This window comes from Rhizobium sp. Leaf262 (genome assembly GCF_001422245.1).
In the GTDB taxonomy this organism is placed as follows: domain Bacteria; phylum Pseudomonadota; class Alphaproteobacteria; order Rhizobiales; family Rhizobiaceae; genus Agrobacterium.
Genome location: NZ_LMMM01000018.1, coordinates 399592 through 414412 on the forward strand (window position 1 = coordinate 399592; position 14821 = coordinate 414412).

The window sequence follows — 14821 nt, forward strand, 5'->3', positions numbered from 1 at the left end:
TTAGCTATTCGCCTCTTCGCCCTCACCGGCCTGCAACAGGCGGGTGAGTTCGGCGCAATTCGGATCGTTCGCATCGAGCAATTGCACCGGTGACGTCCAGCCGAGCGTGTAGCCAGCCGCAGTAGCGATCGCCCATGATGGGTCTTCGCCAGCACGCTGAAGCAGTTTTGGCCCCTGCGCTGCAATACATTGCTGGGATTGCTGAATGGACTGCGCCGACGCGTTGACGCCTTGCATGCGCTCCTGCACATCAGCCTGGATTGGATTGAGAACGAAAAGCGTGATGAACCACGCGGCAATATCGGAAATCATGGTCTAACCTCTGCACACTCGGCGAAGACATCGGAAAAGGTCCGACATCGTGAAAGCGCCGAGACTTTCACCAGAGGGGCCCGGACCAGCGGGTTGATCCAGATGTGGGAGGCCGTCTTCCCAATTCAAGAGACGCGCCGCCGAAAACGGATGCGCATCCCGCAAAGTCGTATGGCGGTTTAAGGCTTGCCTTCGGCAGCGGCCATCAGCGCATCGAAACGCGGTTTTGCACGGGCGGGATGGTTGATCGCCTTGTAGCTTTCCGGAAGCGTGGCGTCCCCAACCTTGATCAGCATCACCATGCCCATGCCGTAATGCGGCGAGCATTTGATGCCGTAAAAGCCGGGATGATCGAAGGCGACTTCGATTTCCTCATTGATCTTGCCTTTGAAGCCGGTCGCGCCCTCCGGCACCATGCCATCGATGGTCGCGGCGTTGTGGCTCTTGTTGGTGGCGATGAATCTGACCTTGTCACCCGGCTTCAAGGCCAGAAAATCCGGCTCGAACACCATCGAGCCTTTTTCACCCTGATTGAGCATCTTCACCTCGAATGTTTCTGCGAGCGCCGGAGAGATGGCGAGGCAAGCGAGAAACAGGCCAGCGGAAAGCGTTCGAACAATGCTCATGTTACGATCCTTGAATTCGATAAGGTCTCATCGCGGGGCGGTCGGTAGCGGATATGGCAGATGTCGCGATCTTCGCGCTCGACATCCACCGCCACACCGAAGACATCGCCGATCAGATCGACGGTAAACACGGTGGATGGCTTGCCCAACGCAACCAGCTTGCCACCTTTCATGACGGCCACCCGGTCGCAGAACATGGCCGCATGGTTGAGGTCATGCAGAGCGGCGGCAACGGTCAGCCGCTGCTGGCGCACCAGATGCAAAAGCGCAATCTGATGGCCGATATCGAGATGGTTGGTCGGCTCGTCCAGCAGCAGAATATTGGGCTTTTGCGCCAGCGCCCGGGCGATATGCAGACGCTGCCGCTCCCCGCCGGACAGCGTATGCCACATGCGCTTTGCAAGATGTTCGGCGTCCACATCTCGCAGCGCCTGATCCACAATAGCATCATCCTGCGCCGACCATGGCGACAAAGCACCAATGTGGGGTGTGCGGCCCAGCTCCACGGCCTGACGCGCATTGATCCGCTCCTGCGTTTCCGCCTGCTGCTCGACGAATGCGATGGAGCGCGCGACGTCCCGGCGGTTCATGTCCTGCATCGCCTTACCATCCAGCGTCACCTCGCCGGATTTCGATTTGCGAATACCGCAGAGGAGCGACATGAGGCTCGTCTTGCCAGAGCCGTTCGGCCCGACGATCCCTAGAAATTCACCCGGTCTGATCTCCAGACTGACATTTTTGACGATGTTCACGCCACCGGCAGACCAGCAGACATCCTGGGCTGAAAGCATCATACCGCCCTCCGTCGCTGGCTGAGAATGAGAGCGAAAGCGGGCGCGCCGAACAAGGCGGTGATGACACCGATGGGCAGGACCTGCCCTGCGATGATGGTGCGCGACAGAATATCGGCAGCAATCATGAACACCGCCCCCGTCAAGGCGGCAGCGGGCAGAAGACGACCATGGCGAACGCCGACGATCATGCGCGCGGCATGGGGAATAACGAGACCGATAAAGCCGATGGAGCCGACGATGCTGACCATGATGGCGGTCATCAAGGCGGAAACGCCGGTCAGAATAATGTAGACGCGGCGCACCGGTATGCCGAGAGAGGCAGCGGATTCGGAGCCGAAGGTAAAGGCGTCCAGAGCACGAGCATGCCACAGACACACAACGAAACCGCCAACCGCAACAGGCAAGGCCAGCCACACATCCGGCCAACGAACACCGGACAGATTGCCGAGCAACCAGAACATGATGCCGCGCGCCTGCTCGGCATTCGCCGCCTTGGTCACGATGAAGGAGGTCAGCGCGTTGAAGAGCTGCGAACCAGCGACGCCTGCGAGAATGATGGCGCTGTTGCCGCTGCCAGCCCGCAAGGCCAGCAGACTGACCAGCGCAAATGCCACGATTGCACCCATAAATGCGCCAAGCGGCATGGTCAGCATACCAGCGCCGAAGCCTAGAATGGCAACGCCAACAGCACCGGTCGAAGCCCCCGCCGAAATCCCCAGAATATAGGGATCGGCCAAGGGATTTCGCAGAAGCGACTGAAGCACGACGCCCGACATGGCCAGTGCCGCACCACAGCAGGCCGCCACCACCGCCCGACTGAGGCGGTAGTTCCAGATGATGCCTTCATCGATGGCATCCAGCGGATAGCCTGCGTGGAACACACGGTTTGCGACCGTCTTGGCGACGACATCCATGGGAATGGATGTCTCGCCGATGGCTGCACCCAGCCAGAGCGCCAGGAGCAGACACCCGACCGCGATCAACGCGGCACGGGCAAGGGTGAAACAGGCACCCATGGCTTACTTGGAAAGTCCGAGATGGACGACGGCGTCGGCCAGAACTTCAATGCCATCAATGGTGCGGATGGTCGGGTTCATGGCCTGCGCATCCATTTCAACGATGCGCCCCTGCTTGACCGCAGGCATGAGGCTCGTGACCGGATCTTCCTTCAGGAACTTCTCCTTGACCACGATATCGTCAGCCGGAAACCGCCTGCGGTCCATTTTACCGGCAACGACAAGGGTCGGCTGCGACTTGACAATGGTTTCCCAACCCACCGTCGGCCACTCTTCTTCACTATCGATGACGTTCTTGATACCAAGCGCGGACATGATGTAGCCCGGCGCACCATTCTTACCTGCAACATAGGGGTCGATATCCAGCTCTGCACTGGAGAACCAGAACACGGCGGAGAGCTTGCCATCGGCAGAGGCAATCTTCTTGCGTGCCGCTTCTTCGCGAGCCTTCAGATCGGCCACGAGCTTTTCGCCCCTGTCTTGCACATTGAAGATTTGTGCAAGTTCGGTGACTTCCTGATAAATCAGGTCCATGGTGAAGACCGAATGACGTACGCCGTCGCCGCCGCCCGTGTTGTCCTTGCCGGTGCAATCGGCAGGCGAGGTGTAAACTGGGATTTTAAGCTCTTCGAACTGCTGCGGCTTGGCAACAATGCCTTCCGGCCCGACATGCCACTGAAACTGCACCGTGACGAGATCAGGCTTCTTCGCCAGCACGCTTTCGAAACTCGGGTCGTTATCGGCCAGGCGGTCGATCTTGGCATTGGCCTCTTCATAACCCTTGATGACCGGGCCGATCCACACCGCCGTACCGACGACCTTGTCGGACAGACCCAGCAGATAGAGGATTTCGGTGGTGCTTTGACCTATGGAAACGGTCCGCTCCGGCGCATGGGTGAATGTCACGTCGCGCCCGCAATTCTTGAGCGTCAGCGGATATGTCGTTTCGGCTGCTTGTGCCGAAGACATGGATGCGCCGATTGTCGCTGCAGCAAAAGTTGCAGCCCAGATGGCCCGTCTGAAATGGAATGTCATTTTCGATAGTCCCCGATCGTCATGGACTGCACATCTGCAGCCGCTTATGAGCATGTTTAGACAGTCAGTCCGCACCAACGCAGCATTGGGGCGATCCGAAACCGGGACATGACAGATGGAATAAGGCGCGGCAGGCGCTAGATGCAATCATGACGTCTCCTGTTCCGGGCAACCCCGCCCGTGACTTGGAATGAACTTATGACGGCAGGTCTCCTGGCTCACGGATTTGCGTCTTCACCCGACCTTCCCGCGATATCGCTTCGCAGTGGCATGACGCTTAGAAAAGCGTCAAAGGGTTCGACAATCCGCTCACAGTTGCGGGGGCAGCCACGGCATCGGACACAACACGTCCTCACCGTATTCCCTATTATTCCTCACGATTGCTCGCTTGGAACCGTCACAACCAGATAGACTCATTCGACATACGCCGTCAAGCAGCTCTTTTGTAATGTTATTACATATCAAAGCAAGCTGTTTGCGCGGAGGCTAGAAAAATGGCCGGGAGCGTTTTCCCGGCCATTCGCAAATTGCTGTATCCACGTGTTACTGTCTAAGACTCCGGTAGCCTCACATCGGCGGAACGACGCCGTTGGTACCGACCACGACCCGACCACTGGACATGGAGCCATCCGTGGCCTTTTCGGACGGCACGAAGACCGTGGCACCAGCCTTGATATCGGAGGCTGTGGCGGGCGCAAAGGTGACGATGGGCGTGCCATCCGGGATCGAAATCTTCTTTTCCTTGCCCTTGTAAGCGACCGTAAGCGTCCGGCCATCGACCGATTTGACGGCGTCGGCGACAGTCGCGTTGGTCATGGTGCTATTCGGTTTCAGGTCCCATGCATAACTGCCTTCGCCGGTGCCTTTCATGGCTGCGGGGAAAATCAGAACTTCCAGAGCGCCATCTCCGCCACTGGCTGTGGGCAGGGAGGCGATGCCGACATAATCGCCTGGTTTGATGTCATCGACCGAGGCCTTGGCGACGCTTGAAACCTGCCAACCATCCTTGAGCATGATCTTGGCATTGGCACCCTCGCGGGTTTTGACCGACAGCGTCGTGCCATCGAGGCTTTCGACCGTGCCGCGCACGCGAACCGTATCGGCCGCCTGCGCCGCAACGCAGGTCGCCATGGCCAGCAGGACACCGGTCATCGCAGTCGTAGACGTCTTGGAAATGATCGTGGAAAGGGAACGCATCTTGTTTTCCTTCAGGAGCCCAGTCGTCTCAAACCGCCGGTGGCCGTGGGCGAAATCCACCAGTGTCGTCTTGAGACAGCCCGAAGAACCAGGTGCTCGATCCAGGCGTCAAAACAATGGAAGCCGCCACACAAGGCGGCGACTTCGTGAAAGCAGATCAGGGCAGCGTGTAGGCGATGACGTAATCACCCGGTTTCGTGCCGACAGATCCGTGACCACCCGCAACCATGACCACATATTGCTTGCCGTTATCCATGGCATAGGTCATCGGCGTCGCCTGCCCGCCCGCGGGAAGACGTGCTTCCCACAGTTGCTTGCCGGACGTCAGATCGTAAGCACGCAAGTAGTTATCAACAGCGGCTCCCAGGAACGCTACGCCACCCTTGGTGATCATCGGGCCGCCGATACCGGGAACGCCGACCTTGAAGGGCAGTGGCAGCGGCGTCATGTCATAGACCGTGCCGTTCTTATGCTTGTAGGCGACATCGCCGGTGCGCAGATCGGCCCCCGCAACGTAACCCCATGGCGGCGCCTGGCAGGGAACGCCGAGCGGTCCGAGGAACGGCCCCATCAAGACGCCGTAAGGCGCACCATCGTTTCGGTTGAGGCCCTGCTCGCTACCCTTTTCGTCCTGCCCTTTCGGCGGGATCTGATCGCGCGGCACGAGCTGTGACGTGAAGGCAAGATAGGTCGGCATGCCGAACATAACCTGACGCTCGGGATCGACCGCAACCGAGCCCCAGTTGAAGGTCCCGAAGTTGCCAGGATAGATCAGCGAACCATTTATCGATGGTGGCGTGTATCGGCCTTCGTAATTCAGCTGATGAAACTTGATGCGGCAAGCCAGCTGATCGAACATGGAGACACCCCACATGTTCTTTTCCTCTAGCTTGTCGGGCTTGAAGGACAGAGCCGAAGTCGGCTGTGTCGGCGCACTGAAGTCCTCGGGGATTGCTCCGCCCGGCGCTTTCTCTTCTGTCACCGCAAGGATAGGCTCGCCACTGCGGCGGTCCAGCACGTAGATATCGCCCTGCTTGGTAGGCCCAACCAACGCCGGAACCGTCTGCCCATCCTTTTTGGTGATATCCAGAAGGACCGGCTGCGCAGGAACATCCATGTCCCAGAGATCGTGATGGACAAACTGGCGGACCCATTTGTCCTGTCCGGTGTTAACATCCAGCGCCACGATGGAAGAGGAATATTTCTCTACATTCTCGCTCCGACCCATGCCGAGTTGATCCGGAACTTGATTTCCCAAGGGAATGTAGACGAGCCCAAGCGCTTCATCGACGCTGAATACTGACCAGCTGTTGGGAGAGTTGGTCGTATAGGTCTGACCCGGCTGAAGCGGTTGGGTCTGCGACGGGTTTCCAGAATCCCAGTTCCAGACCAGGGCACCCGTGTTGACGTCGAACGCACGGATAACGCCGGACTGTTCCTGCGTCGAATAGTTGTCGTTGACGGCACCGCCGATGATGATCTTGTTGCCAGCGATTGCGGGTGGGGATGTGGAATAGTAGTAGCCGGCAGGGTTATATTTCATACCAGCTTGTAGATGCAGCGTTCCCTGATCCGCAAATGACGTGCAAACCTGACCCGTTGCGGCATCAAGCGCAATGAGACGCGCATCCGAAGTCGGCAGGTAGACGCGAGCGGCGCAGAGCGAGCCAGCCTGTGCAGACGGATCAGCGTAATAGGTTACACCACGACACGTCTGATGCTGACGATCCGGGTTCATGCCCGCATTGGGGTCATATTTCCATTTTTCCTTGCCCGTCGCCGCATCCACGGCAATCGCCCAGTTGTGCGGCGTGCAAAGATAAAGCGAATTGCCAACCTTCAACGGCGTCACCTGATAGGTCGTTTCGCCGACGTCGTCTGGGAGTTTCACATCACCGGTCTGGTAGCGCCAGGCTTCCTTCAAGCCACCGACATTGGTGGCATTGATTTGAGTGAGAGGTGAATAACGCTGGCCATAGGAGGTGCGGCCGTATTGATGCCATTCATTGTCGGGCACGTCGTTTCCATAGGATGGCGACGCGTTTACGACCTCGTCTGGAAGATTGCCTTCCAGATCGTGCGGATCCTGCGTCATCGCGAAGGCGGCAGCGCCTACGGATACCAGAACGGCGGTCAACAGTGGAACGGCATTGGCGCCATAGGTCGCGCCAGTCGGGCTCTTGAACCCCAGAGGCTTTCTGATCCACGGCATCAGCAACCACATCCCGACGAGGATGATAAAGCCGCCACGCGGTCCGAGTTGCCACCAGTCAAAACCAACTTCCCACAACGCCCAAAGAAGCGTCGCGACGACGAAAGCGGCATAGAAATGCAATGCCGCCTTGTTTCTTTTAAAAAGTAAAATGGCGGTCACCACGAAGGCGATGCCTGCCAATGCATAATAAAAGCTTCCGCCCAGCATAACGAGCTGAGAACCGAAACCGAAAATTGCAAGTCCAATAAGCGTCAGGACGACTGCAGTGGATGTGACTGCCATAAAAAGCCCCCGGTGGTCTCCCACGCGGGAAACGAGGTCAGATCACAAAGGTTCCTGAAAAAATCACGCTTTTGCCATTTTTCGAAAATCATCGAAAGCGATAGCCATCTCGTCATGCGTCTTGGATGAGGCAATCATCGCCGCGAGTAGAATTCTGGCCTGCCCTGCCCGCAACGTCCGGGAGTGAATCGCTCCCACCGCACCCATGTCATGCCCGCCACCACCACCGCCATAACCGGCGACGAGACGACCCGCTGGAACGCGGCTGGAAACGACGACGGGTACATTGGCATCGGCACAGCGCTTGACCGCTTCCACGATACGGGCATTGGCATTACCGGAACCGAGTGCGGCCAGCACGATACCGGCGATGCCCGCCTTCAGGCTGGCATCGACATGCGTGGCGTCACACCCTGGATAGATTGCGACGATATCCACACGAACATCCTCGACCGATCCGTCGAAGATCGGACATTGCGGCCCGCCGATATCGCCTGCCAGATCGAATGCATCGGGATCGTCGGATGAGCGCTTGTAGAGCCCCCATGCGGGCAAAAGCCTGCCCGCGAAACACAGCAAGACTCCCCTGTCGCCATTCGCCGGATCGGCCGCCGCCGAAATCGCGTCGGAGAGATTGGATGGACCGTCCGTGTTGGGGTGATCTGCGGTAAATTGCGCGCCGGTGAAAATCACGGGCTTGTTCAGCCGATGCTGGAGATGAACCAGAAGCGCGCTTTCTTCCATGGCATCTGTGCCATGGAGGACGACGACCCCCGCAACGTCTGGATCGGCAAGCTCCTGCCCTACCGCACGACTGATGTGCTGCATGTCGGCAATGGTAAGGCTTGAAGAATCCTTGGCCATGAGCTCGACCGGCTTGACCAGCGTATTGGCCTTGGACAGGCCTGAAATAAGGGCTTCGCCCGAAAGCGAGGGCTTGGCTGCACCGCTTTCGTCGCGTTTGCTGGCAATTGTCCCGCCGGTGGCTATGACGGCCACCAGCAATTTCGATTCCAAACTCTTCACTTCTGTCCCCGCGCAACCGCGCTTTTCGACGTGTCGGCTTTCGCCAGTTCGTGAATACGACCGCGCAACATGTACCAACCCGCAATCAGGGCCGGCACGATGATGATGAGCGAACCGACCGTCCACGTACCGGCAGGATAATCAAATGCCATCAAGACCAGCACAGCGAAGAGGAAGACAAGCGTCAATATGCCGGTATATGGCGCGCCAAATAGTCTGAAATCAGGACGGTTCATTTCCCCCCGCCGCGACAGGTGCCACAGCTTGAGTTGACATAACACGATGGCGCTCCACGCGCAAATAATGCCAAGTGCGGCTACATTCAGCGCAATTTCGAACGCAGCGGCGGGAACGATGGCATTGAGAATAACGCCGATGACGGTGACGACAGCCGTCACTGCAATCCCGCCATAGGGCACGCCTGCCTTGTTCATTTTAGCAAGTGCCGCCGGTGCAGAGCCGGAAACGGCCATAGAGTGAAGAATACGCCCGGTGGAATAAAGCCCGGCATTCAGCGACGACAAGACAGCCGTCAGCACCACGAGGTTCATGATGATATCTGCACCTTCGATGCCGATGGAGCCGAAGAAGGTCACGAACGGGCTCTCGCCAGCCTTGTAAGCCGTATAGGGCAAAAGCAGCGACAGAAGCAGCACGGAGCCGACATAGAAGACCAGCAGGCGGAAAACGACGGTGCGGATCGCGCCGGGAATGACCTTGCGGGGATCTTCCGTTTCGCCCGCCGTCGTACCGATCAGCTCGATCGAGGCATAGGCGAACAGCACCCCCTGGACGATGATGAAGGCAGGCAGAATGCCGTTGGGGAAAAAGCCGCCATTGTCCGTAATCAGGCTGAAGCCAGTGACGTGGCCCTCGATGGGCGTACCGAAAATGACGAAATACACTCCGACCACAAGGAAGGTGGCGAGAGCAATCACCTTGATGAGGCTGAACCAGAATTCCAGTTCACCGAAGACCTTGACCGACAGCATGTTCATGGCCAGCACGATGATGAGCGCGCCAAGAGCAAAGACCCACTGGTCGATACCCTGCATCCACGGGACATATTGCTTGAAGAAATTCATGTAGATAGCGACGGCAGTCACATCGGCAACCGACGTCATGGCCCAGTTCAGCCAGTACATCCAGCCGACGGCAAACGCCATTTTCTCGCCGTAGAACTCGCGGGCATAGGACACGAAGGAACCGGATGTCGGGCGGTGCATGATGAGCTCGCCCAGCGCGCGCAGCACGAGAAAGGCAAAGAAACCGCAAAGGGCATAAACGAAAATCAGAGCAGGTCCAGCAACGGCAAGGCGACCACCCGCACCCAGGAAGAGCCCGGTACCAATAGCACCACCAATCGCGATCATCTGAACCTGTCGCGGCTTGAGCGCTTTGTGATATCCCGCCTCTTCCGCAAGCTCGACCTGGCGTTCATGATGGGTCTGATTTGAGTTGTTCACTGACATGGCCCCTCCCTAAGAGCTTATGCCGCCAACAGATTCATTCCATCAGGACTGATCTGGGCTGCCGATAACCGGCGGATTAGGTACGACAACGGCAAATAAAAATGCAAAATTTCTGTAATGCTGCAAGACAGATTAAAGCCAGATACTGGCCTTCCTTTCTTCCGTCAACCCTCATCGGCCAAGCTCCATCGTCGCAAAACAGGGCTGATGGTCGGAAAAATCAGTTTAGCAGAGTGATGGGTTCGAACGTGTCAAACGGGGTCGAGGTCACACAGCATTCTGGACAAGAAGAAATCAAAGTCCGAGATGAACTCCCAAGCTCATCATTGACGGCCCCATAACAATGTCGATCTGCATCGCGTCGGGCGTTGAAATGCAAATTGAGAGAGACGTTGCTAAACCCGTGCCTGCTCTTCGCCGATGATGGATGTTACGACCTGCTTGACCTGACCCAAATGGGCCTCCATGGCACTCCGGGCAGTCTCCCCTGACCCGACCGCAATGGCCTCCGCGATCAGCCGGTGCTCGACATTCGAGGCGATCCGTCTGTGGGCCATGATATTCAACAATTCGGATTGCTGGCTGAGAGAATCGCGAGCATCTGCGACGACTTTTGCAAAAAGCGAATTGCCCGATGCTTCCGCAATGGCACTGTGAAACTCGGAATCCAGCTTGACCCATTTATGCGGGTCTTCCTGCGCATCCATGGCGTCGCAAAGCTTGAGGATGCGAGTCATCTGTTCAGGGCTGCGCCGAAGGGCGGCCCAACCGGCGGCGGGCACTTCGATGAATGGTCTCGCCTCGATCAGATCGCGCGCCGAATAGCCGCTATAATTCAACTCGCGGCTGGGCTGATCAGTCAGAACGAATGTGCCGCTGCCGGTGCGAGTTTGCGTCATTCCGAGCGTTTGCAGCGAGCGTAGCGCTTCGCGAACGATGGGACGACTGACCCCATATTTTTCCGCCAGATGCGTTTCTGCTGGCAGCCGTGTTCCCACGGCCAATCGTCCGGAGACAATTGCCTGTCGCAAATCCTCGAAGACCGATTCAGCCGCACTTTTCCGGCTAATCGGGTTTGTTTTGGATAACCATTCCGCCCCAGCACTCATGAGACGACATTTTCTAAAGCAGGCTATGTTGTCAAGGGACTGCGCGGCGAGAGGCAGTGTTAAATATAAAAGAAATATGTCTGAATGCCTATTTTATAGGCCAGCCGAAAAAGATTGCATTTCATTGTGCGCTGCGGCATCTATTCGACCATGACGCACCGCGACCTGACCATACTGGTGATCGACGAAAACGCTATCCGCGCCTCCATTATCGAGGAAGGCCTGCGGGAGGCGGGGCATGACCGCGTCACGGTCATACATGAAGTCCATGGCGTCGCACGCATTATCGACACGCTCTGTCCCGACGTCATCGTCATCGATATCGAAAATCCCAATCGCGATATGATGGAGCACTTGTTCCAATTGACCCGAACGGTGGGCCGACCCATTGCGATGTTCGTGGATCGCTCCGATACGGCCTCCATCGAGGCCGCCGTCGAAGCGGGCGTTTCGGCCTATATTGTCGACGGGCTCAAGAAAGAGCGCGTCAAGCCCATTCTCGATATGGCGGTCAGCCGCTTCAACGCCTTCAGCCGCCTGCAACGGGAATTGGCGGACGCGAAGTCGGCGCTGGAGGACCGCAAGATCGTCGAGCGCGCCAAGGGCATTCTGATGAAGATGCGCGGTCTCTCGGAAGAAGAGGCTTTTGCCCTTCTGCGCCAGACAGCCATGAACGAGAAGAAAAAACTGTCCGAGATTGCGCAAAGCGTCGTGACGGCTGCGAGCCTGTTGATGTGAGCGGCGCAGGCGAGGAAATGGAGCATAGGAAATGACGACCATCGTCAGCAAGGTAACGAAGAGCGGTAGCGGCGAGACCGGGCCTGCCTTGATCGGCAATGACCGCCAACGCACGCTGCGGGCTGGCTTCATTCCGCTGGTCGATGCGTCCGTTCTGATCGCCGCCGCCGAATTTGGCTTTGCGGAGAAGGAAGGTCTGAAGCTCGATCTTGTGAAAGACGTGTCCTGGGCCAATGTGCGCGACCGTCTGGCCTTTCGCCAGTTCGATATCGCCCACATGCTATCTCCCATGCCGGTCGCCTCGATGCTGGATCTCGGCTCCAACCCCTCGCCCACCATCACGCCGTTTTCGCTCGGGCGTGGCGGCAATGCGATTACGCTGTCGACTCGGCTGTTTGCCCGCATGCGCGAGGTGACGGGATTGTCCGAAACCGCTGGCGCACTGGATAATGCCAAGTCGCTGAAGACACTGCTGGATGAAATGCGCGTACGCGGCGAAGCCACCCCAACCTTCGGCGTGACCTACCCCTTCTCCTCACACAATTACGAATTCCGCTACTGGCTGGCGGCTGGCGGCATTGACCCTGACCAAGACGTAAAACTCGTCGTGGTGCCGCCGCCGCTGACGTCAGATGCGCTGGCCGCAGGCGCTATCGACGGCTTCTGCGTTGGCGCGCCGTGGAACATGGTTGCGAGCGAACGCGGCATAGGCCGCATCGTCGCCGCCAAGCAGGATATCTGGCCATCGGCACCGGAAAAGGTCATCGGCATGCGCCCCGAATGGGCGGATGCACAGCCCGAAGCCGTCTCCCGTCTGCTGGTGGCGCTGGATGCCGCCGCCCGCTGGTGCGACCAAGCCGACAATCACGGCGCACTGGCCGAGACACTGGCGGATGCGAAATACATCGCCGCACCGGTGGAGATCATCCGTCAGGTACTGGCGGGACGCTTCAGCGTCGATGCGCAGGGCAATCAGCGCGTGATCGAGCGCTATTTCACTTTCCACGATAATTTCGCGAACTATCCGCGCAAAAGTCAGGCGCTGTGGATTTACAGCCAGATGATCCGCTGGGGGCAGGCTCGCTATACGCAACAAGCCACGGAAGCCGCAGCATCCGCCTATCGCAGCGATCTCTATCGCAATGCTTTGGGCGCGGACAACACACCGCCGGAGGCCGATACGCGCATCGAAGGTAACACGGATGGCGACCGCTTCATGGATGGCCACGTCTTCGATCCAAGCGCGATTGAAGACTATGTGAGAGGCTTCACAGTCAGTGCTGGCAACCTCGGTTCCGCCAACCCTGAAGACGCTTGACTGTAACGCACTGCACAAATGCTGCGCACCGAAAAAGCCGTACGGACATCATGTGCGCAAAATATGAGCCGCTAGCTTCGCGATTAAATTTTGAACAAACAATACACCTTCCTGAAATAACGATTTCATATCAGAAGCTTATTCAAGCTCAATCAAACTGGCACAACGTTTGCTTTGTATAAAACACTCGGTCAACGGCGATCGAGGATAAAAGCACTTCACTGCTGCTTACCAACGACACTGACGTCGCAAGGTTTTTGCTGACCGGGACCTCCCTCCCGGCAAACGCAATCTCCGAGCGGCGTTTTTTTATTTTTACCTTTCGCAAACAGCGCCAGAACGGCGGATCAAAAATGGGGAACATGCGAATGAAACCGACATTCACCGGCACCATAAGCCGCCGCGGCATGCTGAAGACCACTGCCACCGCAGCCCTGATCACGGCCATGAAATCCGCTTTCCCATCCGGCGCATTTGCCGCGACCGCTGCTCCAGAAGTCACCGGCGCCAAGCTCGGTTACATCGCGCTGACGGATGCCGCCCCGCTCATCGTCGCTTCTGAAAAAGGTCTCTTCGCCAAATACGGCATGCCGGATGTGGAAGTTGCCAAGCAGGCATCCTGGGGTGCAACGCGCGACAATCTCGTTCTCGGCGGCGCGTCCAATGGTATTGATGGCGCACATATCCTCACCCCCATGCCCTACCTCATCCACACCGGCAAGGTGACGCAGAACAATGTGCCCGTGCCGATGGCCATTCTTGCCCGCCTCAACCTCGACAGCCAGGGCATCTCTGTTGCCAAGGAATATGCCGATACCGGCGTGCAGCTGGATGCGTCCAAGCTGAGGGCGGCGTTCGAGAAAAAGAAGGCCGAGGGCAAGGAAATCAAGGCGGCCATGACGTTTCCGGGTGGCACGCATGATCTGTGGATTCGTTACTGGCTGGCGGCTGGCGGCATCAACCCGGACAAGGATGTCTCCACCATCGTCGTACCTCCTCCGCAGATGGTTGCCAATATGAAGGTTGGCAACATGGATGTGTTCTGTGTGGGCGAGCCTTGGAACGAGCAGCTGGTCAACCAGGGCATCGGCTTTACCGCCTGTACCACCGGCGAGCTTTGGAAGGGCCACCCTGAAAAGGCGCTCGGCATGCGCGCCGACTGGGTGGAGAAGAACCCGAACGCCGCAAAGGCCATCCTCATGGCCGTGATGGAAGCCCAGCAATGGTGCGACAGCATGGACAACAAGGACGAAATGTCCGCCATTCTGGGCAAGCGCCAATGGTTCAACGTTCCGCCAAAGGACGTGCTGGGTCGCCTGAAGGGTGACATCAATTACGGCAATGGCCGTGTGGCCCATGGCACGGATTTGCAGATGAAGTTCTGGAAGGACGGCGCGTCCTATCCATTCCAGAGCCACGACAGCTGGTTCCTTGCCGAGAATGTCCGCTGGGGCAAGTTCGCGCCCGACACCGACATCAAGGCACTGGTATCCCAGGTCAACCGTGAAGACCTGTGGCGCGAAGCGGCCAAGGATCTGGGTGTTGCTGCTGCCGATATCCCGACATCGAAATCCCGCGGCAAGGAGACCTTCTTCGATGGCAAGGTTTTCGACCCGGAAAACCCATCCGCCTATCTCGAAAGCCTTTCGATCAAAGCCGCATCTTAAAGACGCTCTCGCCC

Annotated in this window: 13 protein-coding genes and 1 riboswitch; of the genes, 3 read left to right on the forward strand and 10 right to left on the reverse strand. The window is 57.9% G+C overall.

The window, feature by feature from the left end; translation table 11 throughout:
* From ASF29_RS19335 to ASF29_RS19380, 10 genes are all read right to left on the reverse strand, one after another.
* Window positions 1-312: a hypothetical protein gene (locus tag ASF29_RS19335; protein ID WP_062452264.1), complete on the reverse strand. Its 312-nt coding sequence runs from the start codon at window positions 310-312 to the stop codon at window positions 1-3.
* Between the two features lie 179 nt (window positions 313-491).
* Window positions 492-938, reverse strand: coding sequence for a pseudoazurin (locus tag ASF29_RS19340; protein WP_082453587.1), 447 nt, complete (start codon window positions 936-938; stop codon window positions 492-494).
* Window positions 935-1732: an ABC transporter ATP-binding protein gene (locus ASF29_RS19345; RefSeq protein ID WP_062452265.1), complete on the reverse strand. Its 798-nt coding sequence runs from the start codon at window positions 1730-1732 to the stop codon at window positions 935-937. The genes ASF29_RS19340 and ASF29_RS19345 overlap by 4 nt, the downstream gene beginning before the upstream one ends.
* Complete coding sequence (locus ASF29_RS19350; RefSeq protein ID WP_062452266.1) at window positions 1729-2748, reverse strand: iron ABC transporter permease; 1020 nt, start codon at window positions 2746-2748, stop codon at window positions 1729-1731. The genes ASF29_RS19345 and ASF29_RS19350 overlap by 4 nt, the downstream gene beginning before the upstream one ends.
* 3 nt (window positions 2749-2751) lie before the next feature.
* On the reverse strand, window positions 2752-3717 hold the full coding sequence (locus ASF29_RS19355; protein WP_244473610.1) for an ABC transporter substrate-binding protein: 966 nt from the start codon (window positions 3715-3717) through the stop codon (window positions 2752-2754).
* Window positions 3718-3968: 251 nt separating this feature from the next.
* A riboswitch (cobalamin riboswitch) is annotated at window positions 3969-4197 on the reverse strand.
* Between the two features lie 153 nt (window positions 4198-4350).
* Window positions 4351-4980 (reverse strand): hypothetical protein, encoded by a 630-nt coding sequence (locus ASF29_RS19360; protein WP_062452268.1) that lies wholly within the window; start codon window positions 4978-4980, stop codon window positions 4351-4353.
* Between the two features lie 157 nt (window positions 4981-5137).
* Entirely contained in the window at window positions 5138-7477 is a 2340-nt protein-coding gene (locus ASF29_RS19365) for a glucose/quinate/shikimate family membrane-bound PQQ-dependent dehydrogenase (RefSeq protein WP_062452269.1), read from the reverse strand.
* 63 nt (window positions 7478-7540) lie between these two features.
* Complete coding sequence (locus ASF29_RS19370) at window positions 7541-8503, reverse strand: asparaginase (RefSeq protein ID WP_062452270.1); 963 nt, start codon at window positions 8501-8503, stop codon at window positions 7541-7543.
* Window positions 8500-9975 carry an amino acid permease gene (locus ASF29_RS19375; protein ID WP_062452271.1) on the reverse strand — a complete coding sequence of 492 codons (1476 nt, stop codon included), beginning with the start codon at window positions 9973-9975 and terminating at the stop codon, window positions 8500-8502. The genes ASF29_RS19370 and ASF29_RS19375 overlap by 4 nt, the downstream gene beginning before the upstream one ends.
* A 395-nt stretch (window positions 9976-10370) precedes the next feature.
* Entirely contained in the window at window positions 10371-11084 is a 714-nt protein-coding gene (locus ASF29_RS19380) for a FadR/GntR family transcriptional regulator (RefSeq protein WP_062452272.1), read from the reverse strand.
* A gap of 150 nt (window positions 11085-11234) precedes the next feature.
* On the opposite strand from ASF29_RS19380, the gene ASF29_RS19385 reads away from it, so the two are divergent.
* The 3 genes from ASF29_RS19385 to ASF29_RS19395 all read left to right on the forward strand — a co-directional run bounded on the left by ASF29_RS19385 (window position 11235) and on the right by ASF29_RS19395 (window position 14807).
* Window positions 11235-11822 carry an ANTAR domain-containing response regulator gene (locus ASF29_RS19385; RefSeq protein ID WP_062452423.1) on the forward strand — a complete coding sequence of 196 codons (588 nt, stop codon included), beginning with the start codon at window positions 11235-11237 and terminating at the stop codon, window positions 11820-11822.
* A gap of 31 nt (window positions 11823-11853) precedes the next feature.
* Window positions 11854-13140 (forward strand): CmpA/NrtA family ABC transporter substrate-binding protein, encoded by a 1287-nt coding sequence (locus tag ASF29_RS19390; protein WP_156462737.1) that lies wholly within the window; start codon window positions 11854-11856, stop codon window positions 13138-13140.
* Between the two features lie 368 nt (window positions 13141-13508).
* Window positions 13509-14807, forward strand: coding sequence for a CmpA/NrtA family ABC transporter substrate-binding protein (locus ASF29_RS19395; protein WP_062452273.1), 1299 nt, complete (start codon window positions 13509-13511; stop codon window positions 14805-14807).
* The last annotated feature ends 14 nt before the right edge of the window (window positions 14808-14821 follow it).

What these genes read in the sequence shown, in the direction of transcription:
- ASF29_RS19335 (WP_062452264.1), bottom strand. Translation starts at nt 312, where the DNA reads ATGATTTCCGATATTGCCGCGTGGTTCATCACGCTTTTCGTTCTCAAT.
- ASF29_RS19340 (WP_082453587.1), bottom strand. Translation starts at nt 938, where the DNA reads ATGAGCATTGTTCGAACGCTTTCCGCTGGCCTGTTTCTCGCTTGCCTC.
- ASF29_RS19345 (WP_062452265.1), bottom strand. Translation starts at nt 1,732, where the DNA reads ATGATGCTTTCAGCCCAGGATGTCTGCTGGTCTGCCGGTGGCGTGAAC.
- ASF29_RS19350 (WP_062452266.1), bottom strand. Translation starts at nt 2,748, where the DNA reads ATGGGTGCCTGTTTCACCCTTGCCCGTGCCGCGTTGATCGCGGTCGGG.
- ASF29_RS19355 (WP_244473610.1), bottom strand. Translation starts at nt 3,717, where the DNA reads ATGTCTTCGGCACAAGCAGCCGAAACGACATATCCGCTGACGCTCAAG.
- ASF29_RS19360 (WP_062452268.1), bottom strand. Translation starts at nt 4,980, where the DNA reads ATGCGTTCCCTTTCCACGATCATTTCCAAGACGTCTACGACTGCGATG.
- ASF29_RS19365 (WP_062452269.1), bottom strand. Translation starts at nt 7,477, where the DNA reads ATGGCAGTCACATCCACTGCAGTCGTCCTGACGCTTATTGGACTTGCA.
- ASF29_RS19375 (WP_062452271.1), bottom strand. Translation starts at nt 9,975, where the DNA reads ATGTCAGTGAACAACTCAAATCAGACCCATCATGAACGCCAGGTCGAG.
- ASF29_RS19380 (WP_062452272.1), bottom strand. Translation starts at nt 11,084, where the DNA reads ATGAGTGCTGGGGCGGAATGGTTATCCAAAACAAACCCGATTAGCCGG.
- ASF29_RS19385 (WP_062452423.1), top strand. Translation starts at nt 11,235, where the DNA reads ATGACGCACCGCGACCTGACCATACTGGTGATCGACGAAAACGCTATC.
- ASF29_RS19390 (WP_156462737.1), top strand. Translation starts at nt 11,854, where the DNA reads ATGACGACCATCGTCAGCAAGGTAACGAAGAGCGGTAGCGGCGAGACC.
- ASF29_RS19395 (WP_062452273.1), top strand. Translation starts at nt 13,509, where the DNA reads ATGAAACCGACATTCACCGGCACCATAAGCCGCCGCGGCATGCTGAAG.